Annotated in this window: 21 protein-coding genes; 16 read left to right on the forward strand and 5 right to left on the reverse strand. The window is 26.0% G+C overall.

The annotated features are described in order from the left end of the window. Positions 1–915 carry a PfkB family carbohydrate kinase gene (locus ACPKM0_RS03595; RefSeq protein ID WP_472473439.1) on the forward strand — a complete coding sequence of 305 codons (915 nt, stop codon included), beginning with the start codon at positions 1–3 and terminating at the stop codon, positions 913–915. Here the strand turns inward: ACPKM0_RS03595 and ACPKM0_RS03600 are convergent. Beyond that, on the reverse strand, positions 912–2192 hold the full coding sequence (locus ACPKM0_RS03600; RefSeq protein WP_472473440.1) for an RluA family pseudouridine synthase: 1281 nt from the start codon (positions 2190–2192) through the stop codon (positions 912–914). The two genes, ACPKM0_RS03595 and ACPKM0_RS03600, sit on opposite strands and share 4 nt — an antisense overlap. Before the next feature lie 199 nt (positions 2193–2391). On the opposite strand from ACPKM0_RS03600, the gene ACPKM0_RS03605 reads away from it, so the two are divergent. Beyond that, complete coding sequence (locus tag ACPKM0_RS03605) at positions 2392–2928, forward strand: hypothetical protein (protein ID WP_472473441.1); 537 nt, start codon at positions 2392–2394, stop codon at positions 2926–2928. A 16-nt stretch (positions 2929–2944) separates the two neighbouring features. Continuing rightward, positions 2945–3553 carry a hypothetical protein gene (locus ACPKM0_RS03610; protein ID WP_472473442.1) on the forward strand — a complete coding sequence of 203 codons (609 nt, stop codon included), beginning with the start codon at positions 2945–2947 and terminating at the stop codon, positions 3551–3553. Between the two features lie 39 nt (positions 3554–3592). Here the strand turns inward: ACPKM0_RS03610 and ACPKM0_RS03615 are convergent, their stop codons facing one another. Further along, positions 3593–4231: a bifunctional adenosylcobinamide kinase/adenosylcobinamide-phosphate guanylyltransferase gene (locus ACPKM0_RS03615; RefSeq protein WP_472473443.1), complete on the reverse strand. Its 639-nt coding sequence runs from the start codon at positions 4229–4231 to the stop codon at positions 3593–3595. A gap of 255 nt (positions 4232–4486) precedes the next feature. On the opposite strand from ACPKM0_RS03615, the gene ACPKM0_RS03620 reads away from it, so the two are divergent. The 5 genes from ACPKM0_RS03620 to ACPKM0_RS03640 all read left to right on the forward strand — a co-directional run bounded on the left by ACPKM0_RS03620 (position 4487) and on the right by ACPKM0_RS03640 (position 6931). Beyond that, on the forward strand, positions 4487–4660 hold the full coding sequence (locus ACPKM0_RS03620) for a hypothetical protein (RefSeq protein ID WP_472473444.1): 174 nt from the start codon (positions 4487–4489) through the stop codon (positions 4658–4660). A 203-nt stretch (positions 4661–4863) separates the two neighbouring features. Further along, positions 4864–5109: a transposase gene (locus ACPKM0_RS03625; protein ID WP_472473445.1), complete on the forward strand. Its 246-nt coding sequence runs from the start codon at positions 4864–4866 to the stop codon at positions 5107–5109. A 104-nt stretch (positions 5110–5213) separates the two neighbouring features. Further along, on the forward strand, positions 5214–5606 hold the full coding sequence (locus tag ACPKM0_RS03630) for a helix-turn-helix domain-containing protein (protein WP_472473446.1): 393 nt from the start codon (positions 5214–5216) through the stop codon (positions 5604–5606). Next, positions 5593–6468, forward strand: a complete 876-nt coding sequence (locus ACPKM0_RS03635; RefSeq protein WP_472473447.1) for an ImmA/IrrE family metallo-endopeptidase — start codon at positions 5593–5595, stop codon at positions 6466–6468. The genes ACPKM0_RS03630 and ACPKM0_RS03635 overlap by 14 nt, the downstream gene beginning before the upstream one ends. Next, positions 6458–6931, forward strand: coding sequence for a hypothetical protein (locus ACPKM0_RS03640; protein ID WP_472473448.1), 474 nt, complete (start codon positions 6458–6460; stop codon positions 6929–6931). Before ACPKM0_RS03635 ends, ACPKM0_RS03640 begins: the two co-directional genes overlap by 11 nt. A 504-nt stretch (positions 6932–7435) precedes the next feature. Here ACPKM0_RS03640 and ACPKM0_RS03645 read toward each other — a convergent pair. Together ACPKM0_RS03645 and ACPKM0_RS03650 are read right to left on the reverse strand one after the other, a co-directional pair. Further along, on the reverse strand, positions 7436–7924 hold the full coding sequence (locus ACPKM0_RS03645; RefSeq protein ID WP_472473449.1) for a MarR family transcriptional regulator: 489 nt from the start codon (positions 7922–7924) through the stop codon (positions 7436–7438). A 1-nt stretch (position 7925) separates the two neighbouring features. Beyond that, positions 7926–9176, reverse strand: a complete 1251-nt coding sequence (locus ACPKM0_RS03650) for an AI-2E family transporter (RefSeq protein WP_472473450.1) — start codon at positions 9174–9176, stop codon at positions 7926–7928. A 55-nt stretch (positions 9177–9231) separates the two neighbouring features. Between ACPKM0_RS03650 and ACPKM0_RS03655 the strand changes: the two genes are divergently transcribed. The 3 genes from ACPKM0_RS03655 to ACPKM0_RS03665 are packed head-to-tail and all read left to right on the forward strand — an operon-like array spanning position 9232 to position 11335. Further along, positions 9232–9963 carry an RNA methyltransferase gene (locus tag ACPKM0_RS03655; RefSeq protein ID WP_472473451.1) on the forward strand — a complete coding sequence of 244 codons (732 nt, stop codon included), beginning with the start codon at positions 9232–9234 and terminating at the stop codon, positions 9961–9963. A gap of 10 nt (positions 9964–9973) precedes the next feature. Continuing rightward, positions 9974–10465, forward strand: coding sequence for a GNAT family N-acetyltransferase (locus tag ACPKM0_RS03660; protein ID WP_472473452.1), 492 nt, complete (start codon positions 9974–9976; stop codon positions 10463–10465). Between the two features lie 60 nt (positions 10466–10525). Continuing rightward, on the forward strand, positions 10526–11335 hold the full coding sequence (locus ACPKM0_RS03665) for a glycerophosphodiester phosphodiesterase (protein WP_472473453.1): 810 nt from the start codon (positions 10526–10528) through the stop codon (positions 11333–11335). A 93-nt stretch (positions 11336–11428) separates the two neighbouring features. Here the strand turns inward: ACPKM0_RS03665 and ACPKM0_RS03670 are convergent, their stop codons facing one another. After that, complete coding sequence (locus tag ACPKM0_RS03670) at positions 11429–12457, reverse strand: LacI family DNA-binding transcriptional regulator (RefSeq protein WP_472473454.1); 1029 nt, start codon at positions 12455–12457, stop codon at positions 11429–11431. Positions 12458–12674: 217 nt separating this feature from the next. On the opposite strand from ACPKM0_RS03670, the gene ACPKM0_RS03675 reads away from it, so the two are divergent. From ACPKM0_RS03675 to ACPKM0_RS03695, 5 genes are all read left to right on the forward strand, one after another. Beyond that, positions 12675–13943, forward strand: a complete 1269-nt coding sequence (locus ACPKM0_RS03675; protein WP_472473455.1) for an ABC transporter substrate-binding protein — start codon at positions 12675–12677, stop codon at positions 13941–13943. 64 nt (positions 13944–14007) lie between these two features. Beyond that, positions 14008–14892, forward strand: coding sequence for a carbohydrate ABC transporter permease (locus ACPKM0_RS03680; RefSeq protein WP_472473456.1), 885 nt, complete (start codon positions 14008–14010; stop codon positions 14890–14892). After that, positions 14885–15718 (forward strand): carbohydrate ABC transporter permease, encoded by an 834-nt coding sequence (locus ACPKM0_RS03685; protein ID WP_472473457.1) that lies wholly within the window; start codon positions 14885–14887, stop codon positions 15716–15718. Before ACPKM0_RS03680 ends, ACPKM0_RS03685 begins: the two co-directional genes overlap by 8 nt. A 13-nt stretch (positions 15719–15731) precedes the next feature. Next, entirely contained in the window at positions 15732–16406 is a 675-nt protein-coding gene (locus tag ACPKM0_RS03690) for a PIG-L deacetylase family protein (RefSeq protein ID WP_472473458.1), read from the forward strand. Positions 16407–16408: 2 nt separating this feature from the next. Further along, the gene (locus ACPKM0_RS03695; protein WP_472473459.1) at positions 16409–17578 is read left to right on the forward strand and encodes a M20 metallopeptidase family protein; all 1170 of its coding nucleotides are present in this window, start codon (positions 16409–16411) and stop codon (positions 17576–17578) included. The last annotated feature ends 9 nt before the right edge of the window (positions 17579–17587 follow it).

Below are 17587 nucleotides of genomic sequence, written 5' to 3' on the forward strand. Positions count from 1 at the left end.
ATGAAGAAAGCATTAGTTGTTTGTTTAAATCCAACTTTTCAAAAAACTTATATGTTTGATAAGTTTTATATAGGTGAAGTGAATAGGGAGTCTTTTCATAGAGAAGATGCTAGTGGAAAAGGCATTAATGTTAGTAGGGTATTAACACAAAAAAATATAGATAATGCAATAATAACTCATCTAGCAACTCAAGATGAAGAAAGAATGTTAGACTTAACAAAACGTGATAATATTAGTTTAAAGTATGTTTTAGATGATGATTCTAGGGTTAGAACATGCAGCACAATCTTAATCAAAGATAAAAGTACCACTGAAATTGTTGAAGAGAGTACTAGTGTAAATTCTTTAACAGATTCAAAGATTAGAGCATTATTTGAAAGTGAAATTGTAAATTATGATTATCTTTTAATTACTGGAACTAGAAGTCCTAATTATAGAGAAGATATTTATATGTCATTTGTTAAAAGGGCTAGAGAATTAAATAAATTTGTTATCTTAGATATTGCTAAAGATGAATTAATAAAATGCATAAAATATAGACCAAATATAATAAAACCTAATCTAAGTGAATTCATGAAAACTTTCTTTAATGAAGAAGTTTTAGAGAATGAAGATAGTAGTGCTTGTTTAGACAAAGTTAAAAATAAAGTAAAAGAATTATATGATGAGTTTAATGTTATAAGTATTATTTCAAGAGGTGTTAATCCAATTTGGGTTTATGATAACACTGGTTTTTATCAAATTCCTATTGAACAAACTAAAAAATGCGTTAATACAATTGGATGTGGGGACACAATTAGTGCTTCCTTAATTGCTAATTTAATAGAAAATTATGATATGAAGAATTCTCTAAAAAGAGCTGTAATCGATGCTAGGTTAAATGCAGAAAGTATAATTCCAGGATCTCTAATTTAAAAATCAGGTGATGAATTAAATTCCATAATTTTATCTGTAAAGGGATGTTTAAATTTTATAAAGGATGCATGTAATGCCATCCTTTTTTCATCTTTTAGTCTTTTTCCATATAATCGATCACCTACTATTGGAAATAGCATTTCTTTAGAGTGAACTCTTAATTGATGGGTTCTACCTGTTTTTGGAATGAATAATATCCTTGTAACAATTTCTTGTGTTTGTTTATTCTTTTCAATGTTTAATCTTTTGTAAAAAGTTTTGGCATTTTTGCCTTGAAGATGATCAACAATTTGATAAGGTCTATTATCTACATCTAATCTTAAGGGTAGATTTATCTCGCCTTCTTCTTGTTTGACTATACCCCTTAATAATGCAATATATTGTTTTTCTACTTCTCTATTTTGAAACTGAATTGATAAAGATCTATGAGATGCTTTATCAAAGGCTAAAACAAGAAGACCTGATGTGTCCATATCTAGCCTATGGGTACTACTTTGGTCAATTGAGTTTTTAAATAATGATTTAACTCTTGATGTTATACAATCTTTTAATTCAATTTTCTTTCCAGGAATTGTTGTAATGTTTGCTTGTTTATTTACTACACAAATATAATCATCAGCATATAATATATCTAAATTAAGCATATATGGTAAAATAATTGAACATTTTTCTTCACAAGGTGGATAAATTTTTAAATGCTGTTTATTTTGTGTAGACTTTCCATAAAAGCCTTCTATTAAGCTAATAGGGTGTAAGTTGTTTCTAAATGCGTAATTAAGTAGTTTAGGAGCACAACAGTCTCCAGTTCCAGTTGGTACATATTTCTCTTTTTTTATTTGTGATAAATTAATTTCTTTTTTATCAATATTATAAAACTTATATAAATCTTGAATTTCTAATAATGACTTATTACTTAATTCTTTTCTTTGTTTTAGTAAAGATAAATCATTATCACCTTCTTTTATCTTTTTAGTAAGTTCTTTTATTTTAGAATCATATTTTTCAACTATTTTATTAAATTCTGCTATATCAAATAAAGGTGGGACATATCCATCTATTATATATGTTGAATTAATTGAAGCAGAGAAAGCTTTTAAAATTACTTCATTATCACTTTCATCTAAACATACAAGAATTCCAAACATTGAACCTTTGTCTTTGAAAAGAATATCACAAGATATTTCATCAGATATCTTGTTGGTAGTATCAAATGAATTAAACAATTTTTCTAAATGTTTTTTTGCTTTAGCTTGTGGTAATATTCTTCTTTCAATCATGATTACACTTTATAGAAATTATAAATTAAATTCAAATACTTAATTTTACTTAAAAGAAGATAAGTAAAAAATAGTTGAATTGCAACAGTAAATAACTCTTTGCAATTCTTAATAACTGAAAAAATCAAGCAAATGACTAAAAAATGAATATAGGCGCTAAAAAAAATATTGTTAACAAAATTAACAAATAGGAGGTTGAATGGATAAATCAAAAGTAAAAAAAAATGAAAATGTTAAAAAGAATAGTAAGAGCAAGAAGCTTACTAAAAAGCAATTGATTGTCTTTATTATTGTTTTTGTTTCATCTCTATTAATTGTTTATATAGCTTTTTTAGGAATGAACAATAGACCTGTAGAACATTTAGATAGTAGTGAAGCATTAAGTGTACTTAAAGAAATATATGGATCAACTTGGAATTTAGATGATAATGGGGAGATATATTATCTTTCAACTAGAGGTCAAATTTTCAAGAAAGTTGAAATAACTAAAGATTTTGATAGAGAAAATCTTAGAATCCCTTTTTATTTGTACTTAGAAAATGAAGAAGAAGTTTTAGGAAGGCAAGTTGCAATTCTCTACTATGATGATAAAGATACTGTTTTAAAAGCAAAATTACCTAATTCAGAGATATATGATTTTGCCTATTCAAAATCACTTGATAATAAGTTAGAGAGTATAGCTTTTATATCAAAAGAAAATGAAAGAACTTATTTCATAAGGGATTTAATTAAATAATAAAAAAGAGGATATTATGAAAAATAAAGAAAAAAAAGAAGTAAAAATAAATGTTAAGAAGTCTGTTTTCAGTATTGTGTTTATGCTATTTGTTATATTAAGTAGTTCTTATTTATTCCAAAGTTGCGATCCAACTATTATTAGTGAAAATGAGGAAGAAAGTATTGAGCAATATTTAAATGAGCTAAATAAATATGATGATGCAGATCAAGAGAATGATTTAAATACTAACCAAGAAGAAAATATTGTAGCAATAGAAGATAATAGTGAAGATGAGATAGTTGATAGTGTAGAGTATTTTAGTATAGACGTTGTTGAAAAATTAAGTGAAGACTTATTTACTTTAGTTATCAATAATAATGATGAAGCGAATGTCCCAAATGGTTTAGAAATTTTTGAATTTAGTGAAGAGAGAATGTTTGGATGGGTAAATTTGTCAGGATTTGAAAATAATGTTAATAATGGCTTTTATTATTTCGAAATTGATGAAAATAGTTGTGAAATTTCTAATGATGAATATAGTTTTGTTGCAACTTTAGATTTTGATAAATGCTGGGTTGAAGATGAAATAACTTATATAAATATAGAAATAGAAGAGATAGAATATATTTGTTATTTTAATTAAAAAGATGGAGCAGTGAAAGCTGCTCCTATTATATATTAATTATAGTAATTCGCCTTTAATCTTTAATGGAAGTCCTGCTACCATCAAAATTACATTGTCACATAATGCAGCTAGCTTTTGGTTAAATAATCCAGATACTTCTCGAATAATGTTTTCCATATTATCATTTGGATCTATTCCAAGTCCCATTACATTAGATATTAATATAATATCAACATTAGCATTATTTAGTTTTTCAAGTAAGGCTTCTTCTTTTTCCTTAACATTTTCATCACTGTCTAAAAGATTTGTTAACCAGACAGAGATATTATCAATTATAACAATTTGAGAAGTTGATGGAAGATTTTCAAGAGTATAATCAATGTTTAATTCATCTTCAATAATTGTAAAATTATCTTCTTTTTCTACATTTAAATTCTTACTTTTTTCAGATACTTCTTTAACTCTTTCTTTAGATGTCGCTATTAAAATTCTTTGAGAATTATCATAACCAAAACTTAATGCATAATCATATGCATAATTGCTTTTACCACTTTTGCATCCACCTAAAAGTAAAGAAATTTTAGCTTTTCTTTTAGTTTCAATTTTAGCATCGCTAGCACTAGAGTACAGTGTTTTAGATTTCAATTTTACTTGATTGTTGTAGAGATGCATGTTCTTTATTTCAATTGTAGGCATTACCATTATCTCCTATAAACAAATAGTAACATGTAAATTTACATATTTCTATAAGAATTTAATTACTTTATTTTTAGCAGATTATAGATTAAGAAATAAACAAAATGCTTTGATAATAAAGTGGCAATCACTTTTCTTGTGTGATTTGGAATTAGTATCTTAAATAATAAAATTAGATTTTTTTAATAAATTGTAAAAAAGGGGCAATTCCTTCAATGTTGTAGTTACCACACTGTATAAAAAAGGATGCCTTTAATGGAATATATCAAATTACCTTCAGTATTTAGAGCAAACTCAGTACTATTATTTTGGTTAAAGAAAGATATAGATGTTCTAGTTGTGGATATAAAAAAATGGAGAAGATTCCTTTTAAAGCTTCATGACATAGAATTACTTTTAAATTATATTAATATACTAGAGATATTTTAGCTTATGGCTTTACTAATAAAGAAATATTAGAAATTACAGGTCATAGAAAAAATGCTGTTAAAGATATAGATTTAGTAAGACTTAAAGAAAAATATACAATTAATGGAACTGAATTAATTAAACTAGAAAAACAAGCTAAGTTTCTAGAAATTGATGAATTTAAACTCCATAATGGGCATAAATATGCTGTAGTTATAATTGATATGGAAACAGGTTTTATTCTTTGGTTTAAAAGACTTCTAGATAATCACTTTAAAGGTATTATAGCTCATGCTACAACAAATATATCATTAGGTAAAATTGAAGTAATTAATAATATTATTAAAACTATAAGAAGACAGGGCTATGGGTATCTAGATGATGATTATTTCTTTTTAAAGCTCTTTGATGCAAGTAGAAAAGCTTATGTGAGGAATTCACCATTAAATAAAATCACACAATGTTTGTGATTGAGCCATATTCCCCTAAATCTAAGTCATTTTTAGTAATATAAATGTTATTTTAAATAACAAAGTGTAATTTTCTTGACAAATAATGTTATTATAATTAGCATATGATTGTGGAGAAGGAAGAAAATATAATGGAAAAAATGGAAATTATTTCAACAAATATGTTGGCAGACTTAGTATTCAAAAAAAGAAAAGAAAAAAAGATGAGTCAAAAATTATTATCTGAAAAAACAGATATTAATAGGGCTTTGATAAGCAGATTAGAGAATGATGAATATGTTCCATCTCTTAAGCAATTAGAAGCTTTATCAGATATTTTAGAATTTAATATTAAAGATTTATTTATTGAAAGGGATACTAATAACTCATTCATTGCACTAAAAAGTGAAGTTTTAAATGAATATGAAAAGAAAGGAGTTGAAAAACTTTTTTCAATGATGTTAACACTTAAACAGCAAATACAGATTAGGAAAACATTTGAAAATGGTAAACAATAAATTTGATGATTATGTAAAAAATAATATAGCAAGATTGGCACAAGAAGAAAAAAGAAAATTAGGGTATATTGGTTCCGCACCAATAGCAAATGATTTAGTCAATTTATTAGATCAATTAAATATAATATTAATAGAAACTCCAATAGCTTCAGATAATAATAACCCTGCATTCTCAGCAGCTATGTTATATAGTGAAAATCAAGGATTAGCATTTATTGGATTAAATTCAGCTGATTATTATGATAATCAACTTTTTTCTTTGTCTCATGAACTATATCATTATTTTACAAAATCTGGTTATCATTTAAGCAGAATAAATGATGAAAAAAATAATCAACTAGAATTAGAAGCTAATTTTTTTGCTGCAGAATTTATTTTACCAAAAGATGAATTATTAAACATTGTAATAAAAGAATTTAAAATAAAAACTCTAAAGAATATTAAGTTGAATATAATAATTCGCTTTATAGCAAAACTTTATTGTAAATGGTGGTTGCCCTATGTTTATATAATTGAAGAATTATTTGAAATAAAAGCAATAACGAAGAATCAAAGAAGTGAATTATTAGAAGTTGATGTAAGAAGTACTAATTCTAATTTTTCCAAAATATGTAAAGCTATTAATAGTGATAGTTTTTATTTATTAAATAGTATAACGAATAAAAATACGACATCTTTTGAAATTATTGAAGTAATAATAAAAAATTTTGAAGATAATTTAATAAGTGAAGACGAATTTGAACAAATTCTTCAATTGTTTAATTTATCGCCAAGTGATTTTGGATATGAATCTGAAATAGCTCAAGATGATATAGATGAATTAGAATCTTTTTTTAATGGAGATTTAAAGGATGAAGGTTAACTTACAATATAATTCTTCATTAGTTAGTATATTTGAAAATCCAAATCAGATAATTACTTTAGATGCAAATTTTTTAATTTGCCCACATAGGAAAAATATAAATTTTGAATTTGATACTTTTAAAAGTATTTGGCTTAATCCAATTATAGAGTCTTTTCCTAACATTGCAATTCATGAGGCAGTTTATGATGAGTTAGTAGATTCTAATTCTAAAACTTTTGTAGATAATAATAGAGATAAAATAAGAATACATTATGATAGCTTATTAAATGAAGTTGAACAAATTCTAAGAAATACAATTGAAGTACGAATTGCTATTAATACTAAATATATTATTGAAGAAGATAATAAAGATGATAGAGGTGAAGTCAAATCTTTGGCACATATTGCTGTTAAAAATTATATATATTTTGCTTCAAATGATTATAATGCTATTAATTTGATAGAGAATGCTAAAGCTTAAAATACAGGTCTTGATGATATACGTGCTATAAAAATGTATGAGATTATTTATTATTTATATAAAAATAATAGAGTTAAAGTAAAAGCTTTAAGATTATTGTATAAATACCAATATTACTTAACTAAAAGAGAAAAAGTGATTAATCCCAATTGGGGAGATTTTATTACTACTATGGATAAACTCTATGAAGCTTAGAGTATGTAAAAAACTTTGTAAGTTTTCAGTATCATAATTTATTTTAAATAAATCACTATTTATTCTTTAAAACCTTTATTAATACTATTTCCATCAGCAAAATTACTTCCATGAGTTTCTAAAAAAAGCATTAGATAAAATGAATTAATAATAAAAAGGAAGACTATAAGAAGAGAGGGGTTTGGGTATCTAGATAATGATTATTTCTTATTGAAGCTCTTTGATACACAAGTAGAAAAGCTTATGTGAGGAATCCTCCCTCAAATAAAATCATATAAAGTTTGTAATTGAGCCATAATAAAGAAAAAATTAGTTGTTAAATTTTTTTCGAATTTCAAAATTTTCATTATCAATTGTAAATTGAACTTTCATAATTATTCTTGCAAGTTCATCAATTTCACTACTTTCAAAATTTGATGATATTTTTTTAGCAATTAGCTTAATGGATTTATTAACTTTATTAGCTTTATTTTCACCTTTTAGAGTTAACTTAATTCGTTTTTTTCTCTTATCCTTTATATCTTCACAAAACTTAATTAGATTTTCTTTTTCTAAGTTTAAACAAATTTGTTTAACATTTTGATGGGATGTTGATAAAAGTCTAGATAATTCTCTTATACTTGGAGGATTTGGAAGTTGAGAAAGATATATTAATACTTGGGCTTGTCTTTTTGACAAGCCTTCTTTAGAAGTCTCATCATTATTATAAAACTGCTCCATTTCTATCAATAATGATGTAATTTGCTTAATTGATAGTAAAGTGTTTTCTATTATTTCTATATCTTCATTATTATTCATATTAATCATCTAAATCAAAAGAATCTGGTAATATAAAATCATTGAAATCTGTACTGTTTTTTGAATTCTTTGCTTGAATACTTTCAAAATCATCAGTACTTAGGTTTTTCCCTTTATTAGTCTTTTTTCGAGTTTTCTTTTCTAAATTTTGTTTATTTTGATATTGCCTTTGTATTCTTTTACCACTTCCAAGCATTACTGCAATTGGTCTAAGAGATTCAATGTTTACACATAAAACTTGAAGAATACTAGTTAATGGTACAGCTAAGAACATTCCAGGGATTCCCCAAATATAACCCCAAATAGATAAAGATACTAATAAAACAAAAGGAGATAAACCTAATTGGATACCTTGAAGTCTAGGATCAATAATATTTCCCAAAATTGTTTGAATTGAAATGGTTAATACTGCAACATATACTATACTAATCCAATCAGGAGTGAACTGTATTAATGCCATAATGATTGTTAATATAGTTGCAATTAAAGAACCGATACTTGGTATAAAATTTAAAACAAAAGCTAATAAACCCCATAATATAGCAAAGTCGAGTCCAGTTACTTTTGCTGTAGCATAAAAAAGTACACCTGTTATCAAACTAATTGTAAATTTAATGAAAAGATAACTAGAAATTTGACTAGTTGTTCTTTGAGAAATAGAAACTATTATTTTAGATCTTTTATCATCAAAAGCTTCGATTATTTTTGGAGTGAAAGTGTGTCTTTCTAAGATAAGGAAGAATAAGAAGATAAATATAAGTAAAATGTTTTTCATTATTACAGCAAACTGAGAAGATATGTTTGAAAGGCTAGTTAAAGCAACATTAATCCAATTTATATTTATATTAGATAAAAAAGTCTCTCCTGGAGCTAAATTGATTAAACCTCCAACGTTTTCTGTTAATAATAAATCTAATTCATTTAATCTGTTTCCATATGCAGGGATTCCAATAATTAGTCTTTGAATTACCATAAAGACTAATACTCCAACAGCTACTAAGAAAGCTAAGAATATTAATAGTCCAAGTGTATTACTTATCCAATGTGGAACATGTAATTTATCCATTTTTTCTAATAGAGGATATAGTATTAACATTACAAAGCATGCAAAAGCAATTGGAATTAATACACTGCTAGCAGCTTTTAGGACAATGGCAGTAATAAAAAAGATAACTACAAAACTCATTGTTTTTAGATACTTATTATTATCTACTATATTTATATATTCTTTTATCTTAGTTTTTTCTTTCATATTAACAAATATAAACTAGCTAGGAAAATCGTGCAATATCTGTTATTAATTTATTATGAAAGAAAAACAAAATCTTAATAGAATTCAAATAGTATTAGTTGATACTCAAGATGCTTATAACATAGGAAGTGTTTGTAGAGCTATGAAGACAATGAATATTAATAAACTAGCAATTGTTTCTACTAGAGAATATGATAAAAATAAAGTTAAAAAACTATCAATTCATGCTTATGATATTTTTGAAAATGCAAGATTTTATAATTCTTTAGAAGAAGCTCTTTCTACTAGTGTTTACAGTGTTGGTGCTACAAGAAGACGAGGGAAGAATAGAAAGGCTGATTGTTTAAATCCAGAGCAATTAAGTGAGAAGATTTCTAAAATAGGTGAGGGTATTGTATCAATTGTATTTGGAAGAGAAGATAGAGGCTTAGTAGATAATGAAATTAGAGCTTGCTCTCAAATAGTAACTATACCAACTAGTGATGAGTTTCCATCACTAAATTTATCACAAGCAGTACAGATAATTACCTATTCTTTATATAACAATTTAAAACCTTATCCAGTTGAAAACACTCCTGTAACTAAAGATAGAATAAAAATAGGTGTTGATAAATCTATATCTTACTTAGATGATATAAATTTCTTTAAAAGGAATGTAGATAGAGAATCAATCAGTGACTTATTAAAGGATGTATATGAAAGAGCTCTCTTAAATGAAAGTGAATTACAAAGATTAGAAAAGTTTTATTTTAAAATTGATAAAATAGTTAAATATAAAAATAAATAAATGAGGGAATATGAGTATAGAAAAAGATATTATAAGCTTTAGATTTGCAACTAAAGATGATCTTAAATTAGTAATAAGTTTTGTAAAAAAGTTGGCAATCCATGTAGATATGGTAGATGAAGTAAAAATTGAAGAAGAAGTTTTTAGTAAATGGATGTTTGATGAAAAGAGTGCACACGTTCTTTTTTTATTAAAAGATGGCAAAGAAATTGGAATAGCTTTGTATTTATATCTTTTTTCAACCTTTAATTGTAGACCTACTTTATATCTAGAAGACTTATATATTGATAAAGAACATAGAAATAATGGTTATGGTAAATTAATATTTAAACAATTAGCCAAAATTGCGAAAGAAAGAGATTTAAATAGAATAGAATGGACTTGCTTAGATAATAATGATAAAGGTTTAATCTTTTATAATTCTTTAGGTGCTGAAAAATTAGGTGATAGAAGATTATTAAGATTAGAGAATGATAATTTAGATAAGTTTATTGCTCTTTAATAATTCATAATTGATTGTTATATTATTAGATAAGACAATAAATAATTGGAGTAAAATTTTATGATAAATGAAGGTTTTCTAAATCCATTACCTCGTGTTGTTGCTCATAGAGGAGATAGTAAGCATTTTCCTGAGAACACAATTGAAGCTTTTCTTTCAGCAGTTGAAATGAATATAGATGTTATAGAAACTGATGTTCATTTATCTAAAGATAATGTAGTAGTAATATGGCATGATGAGACTTTAGATAGAAATACTGATGGAACTGGTCGAATAGAAGACCATAGTTTAGAAGAGTTATTAGAATTTGATGCTGGCTACACTTTCACGAAAGATGGTGGGAAAACTTATCCATTTAGAGCAAAAGGCGTAAAGCTATGTACTTTAGAAGAAGCTTTAGTAAAATGCCCAAATCAAAGATTTAATATCGATTTAAAAACTAATAATTTAAAAATAGTTGATGAATTTATTAAACTTGTAAAGAGATTAAAAGCTGAACATAGAGTATGTTGTGCTTCTTTTCATTTAAGCAATTTACAAGCTGTTAGAGAAAAATCTCCTGATATATTAACAAGTGTTACAACTAAAGAAGTTGTTCCAATGTTATTTAAACAAAAGCTAGGTATTTTACCTAAAAAACTAGCGAATAGAAAAATAATATTCCAAGTTCCAGTTTCTCAAGGGATAATTAAAGTAATTACTAGAAGGTTTATAAAAATGATGCATGATAGGGGTGCTATAATAATGGTATGGACTATTAATGATGAGAAAGAGATGGAGAGATTATTTAAGATGGGCGTTGATTCCATAATGAGTGATGATCCAACAACTGTTATAAAAGTTGCTAAGAAATTAAATATCAGGTCATAGAGCTTTAAAACATACAATAAATTTAAGCCTAACTATATTGATATCTTCTGTTTATAAATTAGGCTTTTTTATAAAAGTAAATTGATTATTATTTTAATTTATTGTTTTTACAGATTTTCTTTCAATTATCTTATGAGGAACTATAATTTTTCCATCTTCAAGTTTGTAAGTTCTTTTATTAATAGTATAGTTCTCTTTTTTATCAATAATTGATAATACAGATAATTTACCAATCAGTTTTGCAGGCTGAGATATTGTTGTTAGAGATGGTCTTACAATAGAAGAGAGAAAAATATTATCGAATCCAATTATGGAAATATCCTCAGGAACTGAAAAGCCATTGTCTAATGCGGCATTAAGAGCACCTACAGCCATTGTGTCGCTAGCTACAAAAATAGCAGTTGGTCGATCTTTTAGAGAAAATAATTCTTTTGTTTTATTATATCCTGATTCGTATGTAAAATCCCCAATTTTAAAAAAACTATCTAAGCATTCAATATTATTATCTATTAATGCATCGCAATAACCTTTGTGTCTAAAATATCCACTTGTAGTATCTTTGTTTACACTGCCAATCATTGCAATTTTTTTATGACCTTTGTTTATTAAGAATTTAATTGCTTCATATGATGCTTTATAATCATCTATATTAATATTTATGGAAGAAAACCCTTGGATTAAAATGCTTGCTTGAATTATTGGATAGTTACATTGATTTAATTGAGATAGAATTTTAGCATTAGTTTTTTCGTGCATTAATATTAATCCACAAATATACATATTGTTAAAAAGTTGAAGATATTTTATTTCTTTTGATAATTCTTCTTGAATACTACATACAACTATATTATAACCTTTTTTACTAGCTTCTTCTTCTATAGCAGAAATCATTGTAGAATAATAATCGTAACTTAAATCTGGAACAATGACACCAATTAAATTAGATTTTCTACTAGCTAAGCTCTTAGCTGCTTGGCTTGGTCTATAGTCTAATTCTTTTACAGCTAATAATACTTTTTTTTGTAAATCATAACTAACTTTTGCTTGTCCATTAAGAACTCTAGAAACAGTTGAAATAGATACTCCTGCTTTTTTTGCAACATCTGTTATTTTTGCTCCCATTTAATCCTCTTGTTTGTCTTAGTTAAATAATATCATATCATAAAAGTTTGAATTTGTCTTATTAATGAAGATATATAAAATAAAAAAAATTGCTTGACAAATATATAATTGTAATGAAATAATAACATGAAAGCGTTTTCAAAGGTTGTAAATAAATATTGAGTTTTATGAAAGCCTTTTCATAGAAACAATATTAATAATAAAAAGGAGTGTTTTGATGAATAAAATCAAAAAATTAGTAATTATTTTTCTAGTAGCAGTTTTGTCATTGAGTTCAGTTATTGCGAATGGACAAAAAGAAGAAAGTGGAAAAAAAGTTTTAACATTAAGCATATGGGATGAAAATCAAAAACCTACAATTCAAAAAATTATAGATGCTTATAATATGCAAAGCGATGAATATGAAGCAGTGTTAGAGTTAACACCTTGGAATCAATATTGGACAAAATTAGATGCAGCAGCAGGGGCAAATCAAGCAGCTGATGTTTTCTGGATGAACGTTTATTTACCTAAGTATGTAGATGGCGATGTTTTATTACCATTGGATGATTTTGTTAAAGAAAATGATGTAGATTTAACTAATTATGTTGAAACCACACTTAATATGTTTAATTATAAAGATAATTTATGGGCATTACCTAAGGGTATGGATACTGTAGTTGTAGCATACAATAAAGGTATTTTTGATAAATATGGTGTTTCTTATCCAACTGAAGGCTGGAGTTGGGATGATATGAGAGATATAGCTACAGAATTGAAAAATAACATAGCTAAAAATGGTGGAAGTGAATATCCTATTTTAATGGAATTAGATGCACAACCTTCTCATTTTAATTTTGCTTATCAAACTGGTGGATCAATTATTAATGAAACATGGACAAAAAGTGGTTATGCTTCAAAAGATACAGTTGAATCTTATCAAAATGTTGTAGATCTATTTAATGATGAATTATTAGCACCTTATACAGTATTATCAGAAACAAAAGGCACAGATTTATTCTTATCAAAAAGAGGAGCTATTGTATTTATAGGTTCTTGGAAAGCTTCAGTTTTAGAAAATTCATCCCTTGCTAAAGAAGGAAATTTGGGTTTAATAACTATGCCAAAACAAGATTCTGGTAATACATCAGTATTAGGTGGTTTAGGTTATGCTATATTTAAGAATACAAAATATCCAGAAGGTTGTTTTGATTTAATTTCTTTCATTACTAGTGAACAAGGCAATAAAATTCAAGGTGAAGATGGAATAGATATTCCAGCTTATAAAACAGCACAAAAGTATTATAAAGACCATTTTGTAAATATTGATGCACAAGCATTTTTTGATGCAGCTAACGATTCTGTACCATTCCCAGCAGGACCAGATATTAATGCATGGTTTGGAATTATTAATGATAATGTAGCTAGAATCTATGCACAAGAATTAAGTGCACAAGAAGGTTGTGATATTATTTATAATCAAATGCAAGAAATTCTTGATAAATAATATTTAATAATAATTTATTCCGGTAGATTTTACCGGAATAATTATTAGAAATTGAGGTGGTTTTATGACAAGTAAAGAGAAAAAAGAGGCAAAAAGTGCATATCTTTTTATTCTACCGTTATTAATAGGTTTGTCACTTTTTTATTTTTTTGCTTTTTTGCAAAACTTTGCTTATAGTTTTACGGATTTATCTTCCTTTGGAATTCCAAATTTTATAGGTTTAGATAATTATAAAAAATTAGTAACTGATGAAAAATTTTTAATAGCATTAAAAAATACACTAATATATGTAATTGTAGGAGTACCTTTAGTAGTTATTTTTTCTACTTTAACTGCAGTTTTTATAAATTCAATTAATAGTTTTAAAACTTTTTTTAGAACAGCATTATTTTTACCTGCTGTTACTATGCCTGCTGCGATTGGCTTATTATGGAGATGGTTATATAATTATGAATTTGGAATAATAAATTATTTGCTTGTAAAAGTTGGATTGAATAAAGTAGCTTGGTTATCAAATACTAAAATAGTTCAATTTTCTATAATAATAGTTCTAGTTTGGAGTATGGTTGCTATATATACAATAATAATTATGGCAGGCTTACAAAATATTTCAAAGACCTATTATGAAGCTGCAAAAATTGATGGTGCTAGCTCAATAAGTATCTTTTTTAGAATTACTATTCCTTTATTAACACCAACTTTATTCTTTTCAACAGTGATGATTACAATAGGTATTTTTCAAATATTTGATTTTATATTTTTAATGATACAACCAACAGCACTAAGTATTAGATATAGTATGTCTTTAGTATATTACTTTTATGATCGTGCATTCATTGCTTTTGATAAAGGCTTTGCAGCTGCAATTTCAATGGTTTTATTTGTGATAATAATGCTTGTCACAGTTTTACAACTAAAATTTCAAAAAAAGTGGGTACATTATGAGTAATAAATTAGATAAAAATAGATCACTTATAATTATATATATATTTTTGGGTCTTGGAGTCCTTGTAACTGTAGTTCCTTTTATTTGGATGTTTTTAACTTCTATAAAAACTTATGAACAAGCTATTGCAGTTCCTCCAATTATTTTACCTGAAAAAGCTCATTGGATTAATTATTTGATAATAATGGAAAAATTTCCTTTTATTACATTATATATTAATACTATTGTTGTAATAGTTTGTGTAATTATTGGACAATTAATAATAAGTTCTTTAGCAGCTTATGCTTTTGCAAGATTAAATTTTCCAGCTAAAGATTTTTTATTCTTAATGATATTAGCTTTATTAATGATTCCAAGTCAAATATTTTTAATTCCACATTATAAAATTATGATTTGGTTAAAGAGCACAGATACTTTAAGAGCTTTAATAATGCCTTCTTTATTTAATGCATTTGGTGTTTTTATGTTAAGACAATTTTATATGAGTATTCCAAAATCGTTAGATGAAGCTGCAACAATAGATGGTTGTTCTTATTTCCGTATTTATAGTCAAATACTATTGCCATTATTAAAACCAGGATTAGTATCACTATCAATTATAACTGCTTTAAATACATGGAAAGCTTTAATGTGGCCATTAATTGTTAATAGATCTATTGAGAAAATGACTCTTTCTGCAGGATTGGGGTTATTAATTGGGGAGCACACTACTTATTATGAGCAAGTAATGGCTGGTGGAGTTATTTCTGTTTTCCCAATGTTAATTATATTTGTAATATTCCAAAAAAACATTGTTGAGGGTATAGCAAATACAGGAATTAAAAATTAAAAGAGGTTTAATTATGATAGATATTTTATTTATTGGAGCTCATCCGGATGATGAACAATCAGTTTCTGGACTATTAATAAAAGCTAAAAAAGAAGGCTTAAAAACAGGTATTGTTATTTTAACTAAAGGTGAAGCTGGTGGTTTTGCTACTAAAGAAACTCGAGTACAAGAATTAAATAATGCAAAAAAAATAATGAAGATTGATTATTTTAAAAACTTAGATTTTGAAGATAGTAATGTAGAATTTTCAACAGATTCTGTAAATAAATTAATTCCTATATTTGTTGAAACTCAACCAAAGATTATTATTACTCTACATCCAGATGATTATCATCCAGATCATAAAGCAGTTTCTAAAATAGTTGATAGAACAACTTTTGTAGCAGGATTAAAAAAGAATATAAAAAACCATACTTGGCATCCAAGTCAGATATTTTATGTATCACTTGATCCACGTACAAATAAAAAAACTCCAGATTTATTAATTAATATTGAAAATGAGATTGAGCAAAAAATAGAAGCATTAAAATGTTATGAATCACAAGAGATAGAATATAGTCTTGTTTTACATGCAAAATATTTAGGTAATTTATCAGGATGTGAATATGCTGAAGGATTATATTATAAACAACCTCTATTGATTAATGAATTAGGTTCATTAATACATGAAAAAACACGATGTAGATAAATATGAATAGTATAAAAATAAATCAAAATCAACTCGAATATCTTACTAAGACTAGGAGAGATTTACATAAGATTCCTGAATTAGGGTTTAATTTAGAAAAAACGGTATCTTATATCTTAAATGAATTTGATACACATAAAATTGAATATAATGTAGATGAATTTAATATAATAATAGTCGATATTGGAAAAGGATCAAAGACATTAATGCTTAGAGCTGATATGGATGCTCTACCAATAATTGAAGAAACCAATTTAGAATATTGTTCAACTAATAATAATATGCATGCTTGTGGTCATGATTTTCATACTTCTCTTCTAATTTCGCTAGCAATAATTTTGAAAAAAAATGAAAAGTTATTGAAAAATAAAGTTAGACTTATATTTCAACCTGCAGAAGAAACAATTGAAGGTGCAAAGAAGATAGTTGAGAAAGGTTATGTAAATAATATAAATAATGCCATTATGCTACATGTTTTTCCTAATATAGAAGTACCTAGCGGGACTCTGTTAATTCCAAGAGAAGGCTATAACACTTTATCTACTGATTTTTTTAAAATAAAAATTATTGGAAAAGGTGGACATAGTGCTATGTTAGAAAATACTGTTGATCCTATAATTGTAGCTTCTCATTTAATATTAAATTTAATGAATATAGGATCAAAAGAAGTTTCAATGTTGAATCCTACTTCAATATCTGTGGGTAAAATGACCTCTGGAACCAAAAATAATATAATAGCTGATGAAGCTATAATTGAAGGTTCGATTAGAAGTTTTGATGATAAAAATAAAGATTTTGTTTATAAGAGAATAAATGAAATAACCAAATTAACAGCAAGTATGTTTAGAGCTAGTTCTGAAGTGAATATTGTATCAGGATGTAGAAGTGTATATTCAGATAAACAATTACTTGAACAAATAAATAACTCTTTAAATGAAGAAAAAATATTATTTGATTATGTTGATAATTATTTTGAAAAAGGAAAAATATTATTTGGAGAAGATTTTTCATACATTTCGACAATAATTCCTTCAGCAATATTATTAGTAGCAGCTGGGAAAAAAACTGAAGGTTTTAAATTCCCGCTACATAATTCAAAAGTTCTTTTTGATGAAAAGTTGTTAGAAAATGCTCTAAATGCATTATTAGCAATCTCATTTAATTATAATTAGGAGAAAATG

This window comes from Pleomorphochaeta sp., assembly GCF_050031695.1.
Lineage (GTDB): Bacteria > Spirochaetota > Spirochaetia > Sphaerochaetales > Sphaerochaetaceae > Pleomorphochaeta.